17 protein-coding genes are annotated in these 17,111 nt (G+C 49.7%); 14 read left to right on the top strand and 3 right to left on the bottom strand.

The annotated features are described in order from the left end of the window. Positions 1-4: 4 nt before the first annotated feature. From nuoH to QUE60_RS05975, 10 genes are all read left to right on the top strand, one after another. Positions 5-1,078, top strand: coding sequence for an NADH-quinone oxidoreductase subunit NuoH (gene nuoH, locus QUE60_RS06020; protein ID WP_286223199.1), 1,074 nt, complete (start codon positions 5-7; stop codon positions 1,076-1,078). A gap of 5 nt (positions 1,079-1,083) precedes the next feature. Further along, on the top strand, positions 1,084-1,575 hold the full coding sequence (gene nuoI, locus QUE60_RS06015; protein WP_286223198.1) for an NADH-quinone oxidoreductase subunit NuoI: 492 nt from the start codon (positions 1,084-1,086) through the stop codon (positions 1,573-1,575). Between the two features lie 7 nt (positions 1,576-1,582). Continuing rightward, positions 1,583-2,245, top strand: a complete 663-nt coding sequence (locus QUE60_RS06010; protein ID WP_286223197.1) for an NADH-quinone oxidoreductase subunit J — start codon at positions 1,583-1,585, stop codon at positions 2,243-2,245. Next, the gene (gene nuoK, locus QUE60_RS06005) at positions 2,242-2,550 is read left to right on the top strand and encodes an NADH-quinone oxidoreductase subunit NuoK (RefSeq protein WP_108508726.1); all 309 of its coding nucleotides are present in this window, start codon (positions 2,242-2,244) and stop codon (positions 2,548-2,550) included. The genes QUE60_RS06010 and nuoK overlap by 4 nt, the downstream gene beginning before the upstream one ends. Before the next feature lie 5 nt (positions 2,551-2,555). Then, on the top strand, positions 2,556-4,598 hold the full coding sequence (gene nuoL / locus QUE60_RS06000) for an NADH-quinone oxidoreductase subunit L (protein ID WP_286226411.1): 2,043 nt from the start codon (positions 2,556-2,558) through the stop codon (positions 4,596-4,598). A 12-nt stretch (positions 4,599-4,610) separates the two neighbouring features. Then, positions 4,611-6,077: an NADH-quinone oxidoreductase subunit M gene (locus QUE60_RS05995; protein WP_286224979.1), complete on the top strand. Its 1,467-nt coding sequence runs from the start codon at positions 4,611-4,613 to the stop codon at positions 6,075-6,077. A 13-nt stretch (positions 6,078-6,090) separates the two neighbouring features. Then, a complete protein-coding gene (gene nuoN / locus QUE60_RS05990; protein ID WP_286226410.1) occupies positions 6,091-7,581 on the top strand; it encodes an NADH-quinone oxidoreductase subunit NuoN in 1,491 nt (496 codons plus the stop codon). A 10-nt stretch (positions 7,582-7,591) separates the two neighbouring features. Next, positions 7,592-8,170, top strand: coding sequence for an NUDIX domain-containing protein (locus QUE60_RS05985; protein WP_286223193.1), 579 nt, complete (start codon positions 7,592-7,594; stop codon positions 8,168-8,170). Between the two features lie 75 nt (positions 8,171-8,245). Next, a complete protein-coding gene (locus QUE60_RS05980) occupies positions 8,246-8,716 on the top strand; it encodes a DUF1178 family protein (RefSeq protein ID WP_286226409.1) in 471 nt (156 codons plus the stop codon). A 34-nt stretch (positions 8,717-8,750) separates the two neighbouring features. After that, complete coding sequence (locus QUE60_RS05975; RefSeq protein WP_286223191.1) at positions 8,751-9,380, top strand: trimeric intracellular cation channel family protein; 630 nt, start codon at positions 8,751-8,753, stop codon at positions 9,378-9,380. 10 nt (positions 9,381-9,390) lie between these two features. Here QUE60_RS05975 and QUE60_RS05970 read toward each other — a convergent pair whose 3' ends face one another. Then, the gene (locus tag QUE60_RS05970) at positions 9,391-10,911 is read right to left on the bottom strand and encodes a CoA-acylating methylmalonate-semialdehyde dehydrogenase (protein ID WP_286226408.1); all 1,521 of its coding nucleotides are present in this window, start codon (positions 10,909-10,911) and stop codon (positions 9,391-9,393) included. Positions 10,912-11,057: 146 nt separating this feature from the next. On the opposite strand from QUE60_RS05970, the gene QUE60_RS05965 reads away from it, so the two are divergent. Further along, the gene (locus tag QUE60_RS05965; RefSeq protein WP_286226407.1) at positions 11,058-12,179 is read left to right on the top strand and encodes an NADH:flavin oxidoreductase/NADH oxidase; all 1,122 of its coding nucleotides are present in this window, start codon (positions 11,058-11,060) and stop codon (positions 12,177-12,179) included. 35 nt (positions 12,180-12,214) lie between these two features. Further along, entirely contained in the window at positions 12,215-13,204 is a 990-nt protein-coding gene (locus QUE60_RS05960; protein ID WP_458574807.1) for a Bug family tripartite tricarboxylate transporter substrate binding protein, read from the top strand. On the opposite strand, the gene QUE60_RS05955 is transcribed toward QUE60_RS05960, so the two are convergent. Further along, positions 13,191-14,510, bottom strand: a complete 1,320-nt coding sequence (locus QUE60_RS05955; RefSeq protein ID WP_286226406.1) for an amidase — start codon at positions 14,508-14,510, stop codon at positions 13,191-13,193. The two genes, QUE60_RS05960 and QUE60_RS05955, sit on opposite strands and share 14 nt — an antisense overlap. A 90-nt stretch (positions 14,511-14,600) precedes the next feature. Here QUE60_RS05955 and QUE60_RS05950 point away from each other — a divergent pair, with 90 nt between their 5' ends. Together QUE60_RS05950 and QUE60_RS05945 are read left to right on the top strand one after the other, a co-directional pair. Beyond that, positions 14,601-15,266 (top strand): SprT-like domain-containing protein, encoded by a 666-nt coding sequence (locus QUE60_RS05950; RefSeq protein ID WP_286224973.1) that lies wholly within the window; start codon positions 14,601-14,603, stop codon positions 15,264-15,266. A gap of 52 nt (positions 15,267-15,318) precedes the next feature. Beyond that, positions 15,319-16,392, top strand: coding sequence for a tartrate dehydrogenase (locus QUE60_RS05945; protein ID WP_286227495.1), 1,074 nt, complete (start codon positions 15,319-15,321; stop codon positions 16,390-16,392). Between the two features lie 7 nt (positions 16,393-16,399). On the opposite strand, the gene dnaQ is transcribed toward QUE60_RS05945, so the two are convergent. After that, positions 16,400-17,095, bottom strand: a complete 696-nt coding sequence (gene dnaQ, locus QUE60_RS05940; RefSeq protein ID WP_286226405.1) for a DNA polymerase III subunit epsilon — start codon at positions 17,093-17,095, stop codon at positions 16,400-16,402. Positions 17,096-17,111: the final 16 nt, after the last annotated feature.

The raw sequence follows: 17,111 nt of genomic DNA, 5'->3' as shown, positions 1-17,111 counted from the left end.
CGTTATGGGCAACTGGATCGATCTCATTACCAGCCACGGCGAACAACTGTTTGGTTCGTTCTGGCCTTTGGTTTGGAACTTAGCGAAGATCCTGATCATCGTATTACCCATCTTTGGTGCGGTCGCTTACCTTACTCTGTGGGAGCGTAAGCTGATTGGCTGGATGCACATTCGTTTGGGTCCAAATCGGGTTGGTCCCCTCGGTTTATTCCAGCCGATTGCAGATGCACTCAAGCTATTGATGAAGGAGATCGTCTCCCCAACACGCGCCAGTCATACGCTCTACATCATTGCCCCTCTCATGGTGCTTACCCCGGCACTTGCTGCATGGGCAGTGGTGCCATTCCAGGCAGACTTAGTTCTAGCGGATGTAAATGCCGGTCTCTTATATGTGATGGCCATAACCTCGGTGGGTGTGTATGGCGTGATCTTGGCAGGGTGGGCCTCAAACTCGAAGTACCCATTCTTGGGAGCGATGCGTGCTTCTGCTCAAATGATCTCTTATGAGATTGCCATGGGCTTAGCCCTGGTGACCGTATTGATGGTGGCCGGCTCCTTAAATCTCAGTAATATCGTGCGCTCTCAAGAGGTGGGCATCTTTGCCGACATGGGCCTGAACTTCCTCTCGTGGAACTGGTTGCCCTTACTACCCATGTTTGTGATCTATTTCATCTCTGGAGTTGCGGAGACCAATCGTCACCCCTTTGATGTGGTGGAAGGTGAGTCAGAGATTGTTGCGGGTCATATGGTGGAGTACTCTGGCATGGCCTTCGCATTATTTTTCTTGGCTGAATACGCCAATATGATCTTGATTGCCGCCTTAACGTCGATCATGTTCTTGGGTGGTTGGTTACCAATCCTTGATTTACCTATCTTGCGCGATATTCCAGGATTTTTCTGGTTATTTGCCAAGATCTTTTTTGTGCTCTCGTGCTTTATTTGGTTACGGGCTTCATTGCCACGGTATCGCTATGACCAAATTATGCGTTTGGGTTGGAAGGTGTTTATTCCGTTAACCGTGGTTTGGGTATTGTTGGTTGGGGCCTGGATTTTGTCCCCCTGGAACATTTGGAGCTAATCACTATGTTCAAGCGCGCCTCTCAGTTTCTCAATAGCTTAATGCTCAAAGATGTTCTTAAAGGAATGTCGATTACTGGGCGTTATTTATTTAAACCTAAAATTACGGTTCAGTATCCGGAAGAAAAGACGCCACTCTCACCACGTTTTCGAGGCTTACATGCGCTGCGTCGCTATCCGAATGGGGAAGAGCGCTGCATTGCATGCAAACTGTGTGAGGCCGTTTGCCCAGCTTTGGCAATCTCGATTGAGTCTGATCAGCGTGAGGATGGTACCCGCAGAACAACACGCTATGACATCGACCTCACCAAATGCATTTTCTGTGGCTATTGTGAAGAGGCTTGCCCTGTGGATGCCATTGTGGAAACCAATATTTTTGAGTATTTCGGGGATAAGCGCGGTGATCTGTATTTCACCAAAGAGATGTTGCTAGCAGTCGGTGATGAATACGAAAAGCAAATTGCCGCTAACCGAGAGGCAGACGCACCTTACCGTTGATTGATTTATGACCCTCGACCCGAATTTAATCTTCTCAGTCTTTTTCTACGCCTTCGCGGCGCTCTTGGTGATTTCCGCATTACGGGTCATTACGGTTCCCAATCCTGTGCATGCCGCCTTGTTCTTGGTTTTGGCGTTCTTTAGTGCCTCAGGTATTTGGATGTTGCTCAAGGCCGAGTTCTTAAGCTTGATCCTGATCCTAGTCTATGTGGGCGCGGTGATGGTGTTGTTCTTATTCGTGGTGATGATGCTCGATTTGGATCTTGCGCATCTCCGACGTGATTTCAAGAAGTATCTACCACTCGCCATGCTGATTGGTGTGGTCATTATCTTGCAACTCTCGATCGTGTTAATCCGCGGCTTTATTGGTACTACCGCGCCAGTGAATGTCTTGCCCGATGTAGTGGCAGCAAATAATACCCAAGCCCTTGGTTATTTAATGTTTACCGAGTACATCTATGCTTTTGAGGTTGCCGGTATTGTTTTATTGGTTGCCATCATCGCAGCTGTTGCTCTTACCTTGCGCAAACGCAAGGATGTGAAGGGTCAAAATATTGCTGAGCAGGTTGCGGTCTCCGCTAAGGATCGGATGCGGATTGTATCGATGGATGCTGAGCGTGATGCTAAGCAAGACCTAAAGTCTCGAACCAACTCAGGTGACCCAGCATGACCATCACCCTTGCACATTATTTAGTCCTTGGCGCTATTCTGTTTGCAATTAGCGTCGTCGGTATCTTCCTAAATCGGCGTAACGTGATCATCCTCTTGATGGCGATTGAGCTCATGTTGCTTGCCGTCAATATGAACTTTGTGGCGTTCTCTCATTACTTAGGTGATATGGCCGGTCAGGTATTTGTATTTTTCATACTGACCGTAGCCGCTGCGGAGGCTGCAATTGGTTTGGCGATCTTGGTGGTGCTATTCCGTAAGGTCGACACGATTAATACCGAAGACCTCGATCATCTCAAAGGCTAGTTGACATGACCACTGCTTTAACAACGGCCCACCTCTGCGCGATTCCACTAGCCCCACTGGTGGGAGCGGCGTTTGCAGGACTATTAGGCACCAAGTTCTTTGGCAATCGGATTGGTCAAGTGGCATCCCAATCGATCACCATCTTGGGTGTCGCCATCTCCTTTTTGCTGTCGTGTTGGGTTTTATATGAGGTGATGAACGGCTATTACTTCGATGGTAGCGTCTACACCTGGATGAAGATTGGGGAGTTGAGTTTTGATATTGGTTTTCTGATTGATCCATTAACCGCCGTGATGATGGTGGTGGTGACCTTTGTCTCTCTGATGGTTCACATCTACACCATCGGCTATATGGCAGGTGAGGAGGGCTATAACCGTTTCTTCGCTTATATCTCCTTATTCACCTTTGCGATGCTGATGCTTGTTATGAGCAATAACATGCTGCAGCTGTTCTTTGGCTGGGAGGCGGTAGGCGTTGTGTCGTATTTGCTGATCGGTTTCTATTACGATCGTCCCACCGCAATTTTTGCCAACATGAAGGCCTTCTTGGTCAATCGGGTGGGCGACTTTGGATTCATCTTGGGGATTGGTCTATTGCTCGCGGCTACTGGCTCGATGAACTATGCGGACATCTTTGCCCAAAATACCGTCATGGCTGCGCAGACTGTGCCAGGAACGGATTGGAATTTAATCACGGTTGCCTGCATTTGCCTCTTCATTGGTGCGATGGGTAAGTCGGCTCAGTTTCCATTGCATGTCTGGTTACCGGACTCAATGGAAGGCCCAACCCCCATTTCGGCCTTGATTCATGCGGCGACGATGGTGACCGCAGGTATTTTTATGGTGACCCGTATGTCGCCATTATTTGAGCTCTCCGATGTTGCCCTGAGCTTCATTCTGGTCATGGGCTCAATTACCGCGCTCTTTATGGGATTCTTAGGAATCGTACAAACCGATATCAAGCGCGTGGTGGCGTATTCAACGCTCTCACAACTGGGCTATATGACCGTTGCGCTCGGCGTCTCTGCCTATCCAATTGCTATCTTCCATTTAATGACCCATGCCTTCTTTAAAGCTTTGCTGTTCTTAGGAGCGGGTAGTGTGATCATTGGAATGCATCACGAGCAGGACATGCGCAAGATGGGCGGCCTCTGGAAATACATGCCAATTACCTGTTTGATGATGTTAATTGGTTCCTTGGCATTGATTGGCACACCATTCTTCTCGGGCTTTTACTCTAAAGACTCGATTATTGAGGCGGTGGCGGCGAGCACCATACCTGGATCGGGCTTTGCATACTTTGCGGTGATGGCGAGCGTCTTTGTGACCGCCTTGTATTCTTTCCGCCTCTACTTCTATGTATTCCATGGCAAGGAGCGTTTTGGTCATGACTATGACCATCACCATTCGCATGATGCGCACGATGAGCATCATCATGGGCTTGCACCAGGTGAGAAGCCGCATGAGTCACCTTGGGTGATCACCTTGCCGTTGATTGCATTGGCAATTCCTTCGGTGATTATTGGTTACTACACGATTGACCCGATGTTGTTTGGTAGTTTCTTTGGTGATGCGATCTATATTGATGAGGCTAAGCATCCTGCACTCGCAACCTTTGCATCCCATTTCCATGGCCCGGTGGCGATGGCCTTGCATGGCTTTACCACCCCCGTGTTTATTCTCTTGATCCTGGGTGTATTGGTGGCGGCCATTTGCTACCTGTGGGCTACATCCTTGCCCGAGAAAATCGCGAAGACCTTTGCTCCAATCAAGACCTTATTGGATAACAAGTATTACCTCGATGATTTGAACCAATGGATTTTTGCAAAGGGTGCTCTGTTGATTGGTGGTGGCTTATGGAAGCAGGGCGATCAACGAGTCATTGATGGTTTTGTGGTGAACGGCAGCGCTCATTTGATTGGCAAGTTCTCAGGGGTGATCCGTCATTTGCAGTCGGGTTATCTCTATCACTATGCCTTTGCCATGATCGTCGGCTTGATTGGCTTAATGGCCTGGATTTTGTATACCCATATTTATATTGCTTACTAAGTACACCTGGTCATGATTCTTTCTTACGCGATTTGGATTCCGATTGTTTTTGGCCTGATGATTTTGGTCTATGGCTCAGAGCGTCCATCCGCTGGCGTGAAGTATTTGGCCTTGTTTGGGGCTATTTTGGGCTTTATTGCTACCTTACCTCTAATCGCCAACTTTGATATCGCCAATGCCGGCATGCAGTTTGTGGAAAAGCATAGCTGGATTCCACGCTACGACATTAATTATCACCTTGGTGTGGATGGCATTTCGGTATGGTTTGTGGTGTTGACCGCCTTTATCAATATTTTTGTCGTGATCGCTGCTTGGGAGGTCATTACCGAGAAGGCCTCGCAATACTATGCCGCATTCATGATTTTGTCGGGACTCATGATTGGGGTGTTCTCAGCGCTTGACGGCCTACTGTTTTATATCTTCTTTGAGGCAACGCTCATCCCAATGTACATCATCATCGGGGTATGGGGTGGACAAAACCGTATCTATGCGGCATTTAAGTTCTTCCTCTACACCCTGTTGGGATCGTTGCTGGCTCTAGTTGCTATTTTGTATCTCTACAACCTAACCAATACCTTTGACTTGCTGACCTGGCACCGGGCGAAGTTGGATATTGTGGAGCAGGTACTCATCTTTATTGCCTTCTTCATGGCCTTTGCCGTGAAGGTGCCAATGTGGCCTTTGCATACTTGGTTGCCCGATGTTCACGTGGAGGCCCCAACCGGTGGCTCAGTGGTACTGGCAGCCATTATGTTGAAGCTTGGTGCTTATGGATTCTTGCGTTTCTCGTTGCCGATTGCGCCAGATGCCAGCATCCTTTTAGGACCGATCATTATTTTCTTATCGCTTGTTGCAGTGATCTACGTTGGTTTAGTGGCGCTGGTTCAGCAGGATATGAAAAAGTTGGTGGCGTACTCGTCGATTGCGCACATGGGTTTTGTGACCCTAGGATTTTTCGTCTTCAGTCCTCTTGGTATTGAGGGCGGCATTGTTCAGATGATCTCGCATGGATTTGTATCGGGCGCGATGTTCTTGGCCATTGGTGTTTTATACGACCGTATGCACACCCGCAAGATTGCTGATTACGGTGGTGTGGTGCATCGCATGCCAAAGTTCTCGGCATTTATGGTGCTCATGGCAATGGCTAACTGCGGCTTACCAGCCACCTCGGGTTTTGTGGGGGAGTTTATGGTGATCCTGGCTGCCGTTGATTATGACTTTATGATTGGTCTACTGTCAGCGACCGCATTAATCCTTGGTGCTGCCTATTCCTTATGGATGGTCAAGCGCGTGATCTTTGGTGCGATCACCAATCCAGAGGTCGAGAAGCTTGAGGATCTCAATGGTCGCGAGTTCTTTATGTTCATCGTTCTGTCGCTCTGCGTGATTGGCATGGGCGTGTATCCCAAACCCTTTACCGACATTATTCATCCGGCAGTGATGCAGTTGCTTGAACATGTCGCGATTAGCAAACTCTAATTAAGGTTATTGCATGGATACTTTTGACCTAATTGCCATCGCTCCAGAAATTGTTCTGGCTTTTGTGGCCAGTGATTTGCTGTTGACCAGTGCCTTTATTAAAGAGAAGAAGGATCATGTCGCGAGTGATGTTTTTCACACTCCACGGGCAGCATCTTTTGTCTATTTCTGTTCCTGCTTACTTTTAATTGGTTTGGGTGTGGTGTTTTTGAGCAGAATGGTTGATTTGCCATACCTTGCCATGGCCGGTCTGTTCCAGTCCGATCCGATTGCCAATTTACTGAAAGCAGGGTGCTGCTTTGCGCTACTGGTTAGCCTGATTTACTCCAAGCAGTATTTGATTGATCGGGGCCTCTTCCGGCCTGATTTCTTGGTCCTCACCTTATTTGCTTTATTGGGACAATTAGTCTTAATCTCGGCATCCAACCTCATCACCTTGTACCTTGGTCTTGAGTTGATGGCTCTGTCAACCTACGGCTTGGTGGCAATGCGCCATTCTAACGGCCTTTCCTCTGAAGCGGCGATCAAGTACTTTGTACTGGGCGCCTTAGCATCGGGATTTTTGCTCTACGGTATGTCGATGATCTACGGTGTGACCGGATCCTTAGATCTTCTAGAGATCTTGCGCTCCCTCCTCGATCCCCGCATTAATCACCTCATCATGGCGTTTGGCCTAGTCTTTATTGTGGCTGGCGTTGCCTTTAAGTTTGGCGTGGTGCCATTTCATATGTGGGTACCGGATGTTTATCAGGGCGCACCAACCGCGGTCACCTTATTGATTGCAGCAGCTCCTAAGCTTGCTGCCTTTGCTCTCCTGTTCCGTCTGCTGATCAATACCTTATTACCCCTGATCTCCGATTGGCAGCCGATGCTGATGATTCTTGCGGTTCTATCCTTAGTGATTGGTAATATCACGGCGATCGCCCAAACCAATATCAAGCGGATGTTGGCCTACTCAGCGATTGCGCAGATGGGCTTTGTGTTGCTTGGCATGCTCTCGATTTTTGATGATCACGCCTTTAGTGCCTCGATGTTCTATGTGATTGCGTATGTGATCACTACTTTGGGCACCTTCGGTTTGCTGATGGTCTTATCACGCAAGGGCTACGATTGCGACACCTTGGATGGCTTAAAGGGTCTCAATCGCAAGCACCCATGGTATGCCTTCATTGGTCTCATCATGATGTTCTCCCTAGCTGGAGTGCCCCCCACTTTGGGTTTTGCCGCTAAGCTTTCTGTTTTGGAAGCATTGGTTGACGCTGATTACATCGCTTTGGCTGTGATTGCGGTGATCGCATCGCTGATTGGTGCTTTCTACTACTTGCGTGTAGTGAAGGTGATGTATTTTGATGAACCAAGCCATGAGCATTCGGTGACTGGTTCAGGAATTGCAAAAGGGGTGTTGGGTCTCAATGGCTTGATGGTTCTCCTGTTGGGTGTATTCCCAGCAGGTCTGATGGCCCTATGCCTCAATATCATGCGCAATACCCTCATCGGTTCTTAATTGTTTGGGTATGAGCGAGAAATCGTTTCAAGATCTCGCGCATACCGATGATCATTTAGTCGAGAAGCGCGTATCGGGTGAGGATGTCTACACTGGCATCTTTTTAAAGATGAAACGCGATACGGTGCTGCTGCCTGACGGGCAGCGAGCCTTGCGTGAGTATCTGGAACATCCGGGCGCGGTTGCCATTTTGCCGATCTTAGACGACGGGCGTGTGATTGTAGAGCGTCAATACCGTTACCCCATCGAGCAAGCCGTGATTGAGATTCCGGCGGGTAAGCTTAATGTAGGGGAGGACCCCTTACTCTGTGCGCAGCGGGAGTTACAAGAAGAGACCGGCTACCTTGCTAAGCGGTGGAGCAAGATTCGGCGGATTCATCCGGTGATTTCCTATTCCACCGAGTTCATCGATATTTACCTGGCAGAGGGTTTAACCGCTGGCCCAGCGCGTCTGGATGCCGAAGAGTTTTTGGATGTCTTTGCTGCGCCCCTTGAGGAGTTGATCGAGTGGGTGGAGAACGGCACGATTACGGACGTGAAGACCATCATTTCACTGTACTGGCTCGATCGCCAACGACGACTGCGTTAAGAGCTTAAAATAGCAATAACGATAAATATGTCAGATTGCTATTGATTATCCAACCACCATCCCCATCTGTTCTTCATGAAAGTCTATAACTTAGCCTGCGATCTGGAGCATCATTTTGAGGGGTGGTTTGCCTCGGAGGATGACTTTTTATCGCAACAAGCCAGTGGCACATTGTGCTGCCCGGTCTGCGACAGCGCGCATGTCAGCCGCTTGCCATCAGCCCCTCGTATTGGCGGTAAGGTCAGTTCAGAAGAGCCAGTGGCCGCTGAACCAAGTCAAAGTATTGCCTTATCGAATGCCGATCACGGACAGTTGGAGCGTCAGATTCAGGCGACGTTCATGAAAGCCATGCGGGAGTTGGTTGGTAAATCGGAGGATGTGGGTGCGGCTTTTGCCGAGGAGGCCAGGAAGATTCATTACAAAGAGTCGCCCGAGCGCAGCATCCGGGGGCAGACCAGTGCCGATGAAGTGATGGCATTACGCGAAGAGGGAATTGATGTCCTTGCACTCCCTGAAATGCCGGTCCTCAAAAATACTTTGCAATAATTACTCCTTCTTCACAATCGATTAAAAGGGCTCCATGGAAGAGCTGGGTTTTTGGGTAGGCATTGTTGCTTCCGCAGCCTTTGCGGTAACCGGCGTTTTAGCTATTTCTGATCGAGGCGTGGATCTCTTTGGCGTTTTGGTGCTTGGCATCATCACTGCGATTGGTGGCGGCACGATTCGGGATGTGATTCTGGGAGTGCCCGTGTTTTGGGCGGATGCCCCCATCTATATTCTGGTGGCAGCGATTGCCAGCATCATTACCTTCTACGCAGAATCCACTTTATCTCAGCCTCAACTGTACAAGGCCATTCTTTACATCGACGGCTTAGGAGCGGCTCTGTTTGGTATCCAAGGCGCCGATAAAGCTTGGCATTATGACTTTGGTGGATCGGCAGCAGCGATCATTCTAGGCGTGGTCACCGCGATTGGTGGGGGACTCATTCGCGATGTATTAGCAGGACGCAAAACCTTATTGATGTCCTATGAGCTCTATGCGATCCCCGTATCACTCGGTTGCATGCTTTATGTCTTGCTCTTGAACTACTTTCCGGAGCATGCGATCGTCGGATCGATTGCCTGCATCGTACTGATCTTTGCCTTTCGCTCGGCTGCGATCTACTGGAACCTGAAGGTTCCAGTGATGTTCATCTCACGCAAGAAGTAAACGACTCGTTTTATTTGGAGGTGGGCATGACAAACTCTGCCCCCTTGGAGATACTCTCTGGCCAGCGTTGCATCACACTCTTTTGCTTGGTGTAAAAACGTACACCTTCTTTGCCATACGCATGGGTATCACCAAATAAGGAGCGCTTCCAACCGCCAAAACCATGCCAAGCCATCGGTACTGGAATAGGCACATTAATCCCCACCATGCCAACCTGAACGCGCCGTGCAAATTCTCGGGCGATGTTGCCGTCGCTAGTAAAGCAGGCTACGCCATTGCCATATTCATGGGCATTGACCAGCTCAAGAGCCTCACTAAAGTTGGCGACTCGGACGCATGATAGGACGGGGCCAAAGATTTCTTCTTTGTAAATGGTCATGTCTGGGGTGACCTGATCAAAGAGGGTGCCGCCTAACCAGAACCCATTCTCAAAACCGGGAACTTTGAGCCCACGGCCATCGACTAATAGTTTTGCGCCACCACTGACGCCCTGATCGATATAGCCAGTAATGCGCTCGAGCGCAGCTTTGGTCACAATGGGACCCATTTCAGCATCGAGCTCAAGCCCATTTTTTACCTTGAGGGTCTTGGTGCGCTCAATCAGTTTGGGCATGACTTTCTCAGCCGCGTCTCCAACGAGCACGGCAACCGAGATCGCCATGCAGCGCTCACCCGCGGATCCGTATGCAGCGCCAACTAAGGCATCAACGGCTTTATCAATATCCGCATCGGGCATCACCACCATATGGTTCTTGGCGCCACCGAGGGCCTGAACGCGTTTACCAAAGTGTGCACCGCGCTCGTAAATGTAATTAGCAATCGGTGTGGAGCCCACAAAACTCACAGCACGGACATCGGGATTTTCTAAGAGAGCATCAACCGCTTCTTTGTCGCCTTGCACCACATTAAACACGCCATCGGGCAGACCTGCCTCTTTTAAGAGACGCGCTAAGAGCAATGAGGCCGATGGGTCGGTTGGACTCGGTTTGAGAATAAAGGTGTTACCGCAGGCAATTGCGACGGGGAACATCCACATTGGTACCATCACCGGAAAATTAAAGGGTGTAATGCCTGCGACTACGCCTAATGGTTGGCGCATCACCCAGTTATCAATGTCAGTTGAGACCTGCTCGGTGTAATCGCCTTTGAGGAGTTCGGGAATGGCGGTAGCAAATTCGAGAATCTCAATTCCACGGGTCACTTCACCTTGGGCATCGGTGAACACTTTGCCATGCTCAGAAGTAATGATGGCAGCCAGTTCATCGCGATGACGATTTAAGAGCTCTAAGTATTTAAACAAGATGCGCGCGCGCCGCAGTGGGGAGGTATTGGCCCAGGCTGGGAAGGCGGCTTGTGCACAAGCCACCGCTTGATTGACATCGGCTTTGCTGGCCAATGCCACGCGACGCGAGATGCTCCCTGTGGCGGGGTTATAAACATCGGCAAAGCGACTGCCTTGGGGCAAGACCATTTGGCCACCAATGTAATGAGCAATATCTTCTTTAATTTCAAAGGCTTGGGGAGCGTTCATGGTATTGGTGTCTCGTAGGTTGGGTGCTTGGCAATCAAAGATGTCGCCAATGCATTGGTTATCAAAGCTATTGGTATCATTTTAATCGTTTCAGGTAAGTCCGCTTGCGGACCATTCTTTCATCTCAATCTCACAATCACCAATCCATGAGCCTCTTGTTTTCTTCGTACTCCCTTCCAGCCCCCAAAGGATCTCTTACGCTAGCCAATCGGGTGGTGGTGGCACCAATGTGCCAATACTCCGCGCATGAGGGTCAGGCAACCGATTGGCATCTGATGCACTGGGGCAATTTACTCAATAGTGGTGCCGGACTTTTTATTATCGAGGCCACGGCAGTGAGTCCCGAAGGCAGAATCACCCCATATTGCCTGGGATTGTGGGATCAGGCAACCCAAAGCGCACTACACAGCACCTTAGAGCGCGCCAAACAATTAGCGCCGAAGACCCCGGTTTTTATTCAATTGGCACATGCTGGGCGCAAGGCATCGAGTGCGCCACCATGGCAGGGCGGTCAACTATTACCGATCACTCAAGGTGGTTGGGAAACACAAGGGCCCTCGGATATTCCTCAATTGGAGGGCGAGCGACCGCCGCATGCTTTGAGTCTGGAGGAGATTGAGCAAATCATTCATGAGTTTGTGATCGCCGCCAAGCGCGCAGAAGAAATCGGTATCGATGGTATTGAGCTGCATGCTGCTCACGGATATTTACTCCATCAATTTCTATCGCCGATTGCCAATCAACGAAATGACCAATACGGCGGTTCGCTTGAGAACCGAATGCGTTTTGTCTTGGAGTTATTTTCAGCAGTGCGCGCTCAGTGGCAGGGCGTATTGGGAGTGCGTCTCTCTGCCAGCGATTGGATCGAGGGCGGCTGGTCGCTTGATGAGTCCATCGAACTCACTAAACAACTAAAAGTATTGGGCTGCGATTACATTCACGTCTCATCCGGAGGAATTTCTCCGAAGCAGCAAATTCAGTTAGGCCCAAACTATCAAGTGCCCTTTGCGAAAGCAATTAAAGCAGCAACCGGAATGGCTACGATAGCCGTTGGGCTCATTGCCGATCCAAGGCAAGCTGAGGCAATCCTTGAAAACCAAGAAGCTGATTTGATTGCATTGGCACGCGCATTTTTGTACAAGCCCCGTTGGGCATGGGAAGCAGCGGCGGTCTTAGGAGGGCAAGTGAGTGCGAGTCCACAGTACTGGCGCTGTTTACCGAGGGATGCGCAAAGCGTCTTTGTGGAAGCGAAGATGGGGCAGCGTTAGAATGAAATTCACCATAACCGCAAGAGGAGACCATGATGACCACAAAAAGAGTGCTTAAGACGCTCGTCACCATCACATTTAGTATTGTTCTGGGTTTTGTTGCACCCCATAAAGCGATTGCTCAAAATTTTCCTGATCGACCGATCACGATCGTCGTTCCAGTCCCTCCGGGTGGCTTGGTTGATGCATCGGCGCGTTTATTGAGCGAGCCGTTAGCACGTGTCATTGGCCAATCGATTGTGATTGATAATCGCCAGGGAGCGAGTGGCAATATTGCCTATCAATACGTTGCCCGCAGCAAACCAGATGGCTACACCTTGCTAGCCTCTTACTCCGGATACCACGCAGCCAATCCTCTTCTGATGGATAAGTTAAATTGGGATCCATTTAAAGACTTTACGCCAATTGCTTTATTAACGGTCGCCATGAACGTCATTGCGATTCATCCCTCGGTTCCTGTGAATAACCTAAAAGAATTCATTGCGTATGCCAAAGCAAATCCCGGTAAGTTGAACTACGCCTCTCAAGGGAATGGCTCGGTTTCGCATATTGGAACTGAGATTTTTGAGCAAGCAACGGATATCAAATTAACGCACGTTCCCTACAAGGGGTCTGGCCAAGCGATTCAGGATGTATTGGCTGGACAAGTGCAGGTCTTTATTACGACTCCGCCCTCGGTCATGGGCCATATTCAAAGCGGTCGGTTAAAGGCGCTAGCAGTTACTGGTAAAGCTCGGCACCCAATGATGCCCAATGTGCCAACGGTTGCTGAGGCAGGTTTGCCAGGATTTGAGCTGGAGTCATGGGTTGCGCTATACGCTCCCGCAGGAACCCCAACACCAATTGTGAACAAATTAACACAGGATGTAAAAAAAGCCTTAGAACTGCCAGAAGCTAAACAACGGGCAGATGCGGCGGGAATTGAGCTACGTTATCTAAATCCGCAGGCAACCGATACCTTGCTAAAAAGGGAAATTGCATTAACGCAAAAAGCAATTAAAGCAGCAAATATTAAGATTGATTGATTGAAATTGGATCGGAGAGTTGTTGAGCGAGGGCGCTTGCTGCACTGAGTAGCAGGCGATCTTGTCCAGGCCCCGCAACTAATGTCACCCCAACGGGTAAACCATTGGGCCCCGCGGTCACTGTTAAATTAATGCACGGTAAGCCCAGCAAGGTCCAGCCGCGACTAAAGACTGGATCGCCTGTTTCTTCTAATGTCTTAGGCGCCTCACCGGTTGCACTGGGGGCAATGATTAGATCAATGTCATTTGAAAAGAATTGGGTGATCGTAGTGCGAGCGCGACGGGCTTTGAGAAGGGCATCGCTGTAATGATGGTAATGAATGGCATCGCCACGTTCAATAATCGCTTTAAGGGTTGGGCTGATTTGATCAAAGTGGTTGAGCTTTTCAAAGGTAAAACTTTTGGCCATCTCAAACAGCATAATCTTGGTTTGGGTCTCACTGAGCTTGGCGCAATCTGCAGGTAAGGTGATCTCCTCAACGCCCCCTTTAGCAAACACCTTCGCTGCAAAGCCGGCTAGCGAGAGGGCAGCTGCGCTTTCAGGTTGGGCAAGAGCAAAATCATCGGTCTTGCAAATCCCAACGCGGATTTTGGACTCTAAGGGAGCAATATTCATAAGATCATGATCTGCCGACATCGCAGCAACGCCCAAGGCTACATCCGATACGGTGCGACCAAACACACCCAGTGTATCGAGAGATACCGATAGGCTCTTGACCCCACCAATACTAATCTTGCCGTAACTGGGTTTATAGCCAACCACCCCACAGTAACTCGCCGGCCGAATAATCGAGGCAGCGGTTTGGCTGCCCGTTGCAAGAGGGACCATGCAATCCGCAACCGCCGCAGCAGAGCCGCTAGAAGATCCACCGGGAGTGTGATCAAGATTACGTGGATTGCGGGTTGGTCCCGGTTTGAAGCTGGCAAACTCGGTGGTGACTGTTTTACCCAGCACAATCGCGCCAGCCTCTCGCATCAGTGATACCGAAACTGCATCGCAAACCGGATGATTATTGCCATAGATCGGTGAGCCGTAATTGGTTGGCAAATCGTGTGTATCAAATAGATCCTTCACGCCAATGGGTAGGCCATGCAAGATTCCTTGGATTGGACCGCGATCGAGGGCGCGAGCTTGGGTTTGAGCATGCACCTTGGCAAAGCTGACCCAAGCATGCACCTCAGGCTCGCGCATGCCAATTTGATTTAAGCAATCATTGAGCAGATCCTCGGCCTTGATCTCGCGTTGAGCGAGCGCTTTCGCGGCTTGGGTGGCGCTAAGGTTAGCTAGATTTTTAAAGGATGTCATCGTTTTGGCTTAAATGCGTTTATGCTCGTGGTTTCGTTGTTTGACCCTTTTAGAATACCCCAATTTACCCCAAGATTTCCCACTATTTGTATGACTCAAAGTAATTCCTCTCACAGCACTCGCGAAGCCTGGCTACAAGATGGCGTGCGTCATTTGGAAGCAATTTTTGCGAAGGCTGGCTATGTGATTCCGCCGGTGCGGGTCTCCTGTGGCTTTCCGGCGTCAAGTAGCCCACGAACCACCCTAGGGCAGTGCTGGCCGCGCGAGCGCTCAGGCGGGGGTGTGAATGAGATCTTTATCTCACCAAAATTGGATGATCCAGTTACGCTTCTCGATACGCTCTTGCATGAGCTCTGCCATGCAGTCGATGATTGTCATAGCGGTCATGGTGAGGATTTCAAGGGGATTTGCCAAGCCGTTGGTTTAGAGGGGCCCGCGCGCATGGCGCATGCATCCGAAGAACTGCAAGTACGCCTAATGACCATCAGTCAAAAGTTAGGCCCTTACCCTCATCAAGCAATTGTGTTTCCCCCGCCACGAGCGAGTAATCTCAGTCGCAATAAAGCGAAGTGTCCCCAATGTGGTTACGAGGTAACGCTCTTAAAGCGTTGGGCAAGTTATGGCGCACCCATTTGTCCAAAAGATAACTTGCGTATGGAAGAGCTCGCATTATCGATCCCCGCAGCCGAGACTGATGAGGAAGCCAAGGAAAAAGAGCGCCAGGCGGAGCGTGAAATCCGCCGCGCCATCAGCTAGTAAAATCGATCTTTTAATCCATGAGACATGATTTATGAACACCAAAAAGAAAATAACGAACCCTAAGATTGCTGTGATTCCTGGTGACGGGATTGGTAAAGAGGTGATGCCGGAGGGCGTACGCGCTCTAGAAGCGGCTGCAAAAAAGTTTGGTATTCAATTTCAGTTTGACCACTTTGATTTCGCCAGTTGCGATTACTACCAACAGCACGGCAAGATGATGCCGGACAACTGGTTTGACACCCTCATGAAGTACGATGCGATCTTCTTTGGTGCGGTTGGTATGCCCAATATCTTGCCGGACCATCTATCCCTGTGGGGTAGCTTGATCCAGTTCCGTCGTGGCTTTGATCAATACGTCAATCTGCGCCCAGTACGCTTATTGCCAGGTGTGCCTTGTCCACTAGCAAACCGCAAACCAGGTGATATTGATTTCTTTGTGGTGCGCGAGAACACCGAAGGAGAGTACTCAGCGGTTGGTGGCAAGATGTTTGCTGATACCGAGCGTGAAATTGTGGTTCAAGAGTCGGTATTCTCACGCCATGGCGTCGATCGAATTCTGAAGTTTGCCTTTGATCTCGCTCAAAGTCGCCCCAAGAAACATTTGACCTCGGCAACCAAATCCAATGGGATTGCGATCACCATGCCATATTGGGATGAGCGAGTTGAACTAATGGCTAAAAACTATGCTGATGTTCGAACCGATAAGTATCACATCGATATTTTGACCGCTCAGTTTGTGATGAACCCTGATCGCTTCGATGTCGTGGTCGCCTCTAATTTGTTTGGCGACATCCTCTCTGATTTAGGCCCGGCCTGTACTGGTACGATTGCTGTCGCACCATCCGCCAGCATTAATCCAGAAGGGAAGTTTCCATCACTCTTTGAGCCCGTGCATGGCTCAGCCCCCGACATTTATGGCAAGAACATTGCTAACCCGATTGGTCAAATCTGGAGCGGCGCACTCATGCTCGATCACTTAGGCTATCCAGAAGCCGGTGCGCAAGTATTTGCGGCGATTGAGTCAGTGCTGTCAGCTGGTTCTGCTCACGCACCCCTCACTCCAGATATTGGGGGTAAAGCGAGCACTCAGGATTTAGGCAAGGCGATCGCTGCGGCGATCTAGAGTGAACTTAGAGACCCCAAATCGGGGTCTTTTTACTGGCCTTCTCGATGGCCTGTAAAACTTTTTCATGTTCGGCGCAATCGAGCTCACTCGCTTTGAAGTAGATCAAGTCGCTCGGTAGAGGGGCCTTTGATAAGCCATCTTTCCCAGAGACGCTGTAATCAATTAAATCAATGGTGAGATCATCTTGACCACGGGTCATGGCTAGATAAACCTCGGCTAGGAGCTGAGCGTCGAGCAAGGCGCCATGCAGAGTGCGGTGTTCGTTACTGACTGCAAAGCGTTCGCATAGGGCATCCAGAGAATTGCGTTTGCCTGGGAACATGCGGCGCGCATCCACGAGCGTATCGGTAATCTTGGCAGCAAGCTCTGAGAAGCTCGGGCGCTTGAGTAGGGCGTATTCATTGTTGAGAAATGACAAATCAAAGGGCGCATTATGAATAATCACCTCAGCCCCAGCAACGAACTCAGTGAGTTCATCCACAATTTGTGCAAATAGGGGTTTGTCGGATAAAAACTCGCGAGATAGGCCGTGCACCGCAAATGCACCCTCGGCAATATCGCGCTCGGGGTTGATGTAATGGTGGAGAGTTTTGCCGGTTTGGCGGCGATTGATTAACTCAATGCAACCGACCTCAATAATGCGATCACCGGTAGCTGGATTGAGCCCAGTCGTTTCAGTATCCAGAATAATTTGACGCATACCTAATTGTAAAACG

It is taken from the genome of Polynucleobacter sp. HIN11 (assembly GCF_030297675.1).
Classification (GTDB): Bacteria; Pseudomonadota; Gammaproteobacteria; order Burkholderiales; family Burkholderiaceae; genus Polynucleobacter.
The sequence above is the reverse complement of the archived record's forward strand: the minus strand, read 5'-3'. Positions and strand labels throughout refer to the sequence as shown.

Excerpts from the sequence above, each read along its gene's own strand:
- QUE60_RS05960 (WP_458574807.1), top strand. The coding sequence starts at position 12,215 with ATGACCACAAAAAGAGTGCTTAAGACGCTCGTCACCATCACATTTAGT.
- QUE60_RS06010 (WP_286223197.1), top strand. The coding sequence starts at position 1,583 with ATGACCCTCGACCCGAATTTAATCTTCTCAGTCTTTTTCTACGCCTTC.
- QUE60_RS05975 (WP_286223191.1), top strand. The coding sequence starts at position 8,751 with ATGGAAGAGCTGGGTTTTTGGGTAGGCATTGTTGCTTCCGCAGCCTTT.
- dnaQ (WP_286226405.1), bottom strand. The coding sequence starts at position 17,095 with ATGCGTCAAATTATTCTGGATACTGAAACGACTGGGCTCAATCCAGCT.
- nuoL (WP_286226411.1), top strand. The coding sequence starts at position 2,556 with ATGACCACTGCTTTAACAACGGCCCACCTCTGCGCGATTCCACTAGCC.
- QUE60_RS05995 (WP_286224979.1), top strand. The coding sequence starts at position 4,611 with ATGATTCTTTCTTACGCGATTTGGATTCCGATTGTTTTTGGCCTGATG.
- QUE60_RS05970 (WP_286226408.1), bottom strand. The coding sequence starts at position 10,911 with ATGAACGCTCCCCAAGCCTTTGAAATTAAAGAAGATATTGCTCATTAC.
- nuoH (WP_286223199.1), top strand. The coding sequence starts at position 5 with ATGGGCAACTGGATCGATCTCATTACCAGCCACGGCGAACAACTGTTT.
- QUE60_RS05950 (WP_286224973.1), top strand. The coding sequence starts at position 14,601 with ATGACTCAAAGTAATTCCTCTCACAGCACTCGCGAAGCCTGGCTACAA.
- QUE60_RS05980 (WP_286226409.1), top strand. The coding sequence starts at position 8,246 with ATGAAAGTCTATAACTTAGCCTGCGATCTGGAGCATCATTTTGAGGGG.
- QUE60_RS05955 (WP_286226406.1), bottom strand. The coding sequence starts at position 14,510 with ATGACATCCTTTAAAAATCTAGCTAACCTTAGCGCCACCCAAGCCGCG.
- nuoN (WP_286226410.1), top strand. The coding sequence starts at position 6,091 with ATGGATACTTTTGACCTAATTGCCATCGCTCCAGAAATTGTTCTGGCT.
- nuoI (WP_286223198.1), top strand. The coding sequence starts at position 1,084 with ATGTTCAAGCGCGCCTCTCAGTTTCTCAATAGCTTAATGCTCAAAGAT.
- QUE60_RS05985 (WP_286223193.1), top strand. The coding sequence starts at position 7,592 with ATGAGCGAGAAATCGTTTCAAGATCTCGCGCATACCGATGATCATTTA.
- nuoK (WP_108508726.1), top strand. The coding sequence starts at position 2,242 with ATGACCATCACCCTTGCACATTATTTAGTCCTTGGCGCTATTCTGTTT.
- QUE60_RS05965 (WP_286226407.1), top strand. The coding sequence starts at position 11,058 with ATGAGCCTCTTGTTTTCTTCGTACTCCCTTCCAGCCCCCAAAGGATCT.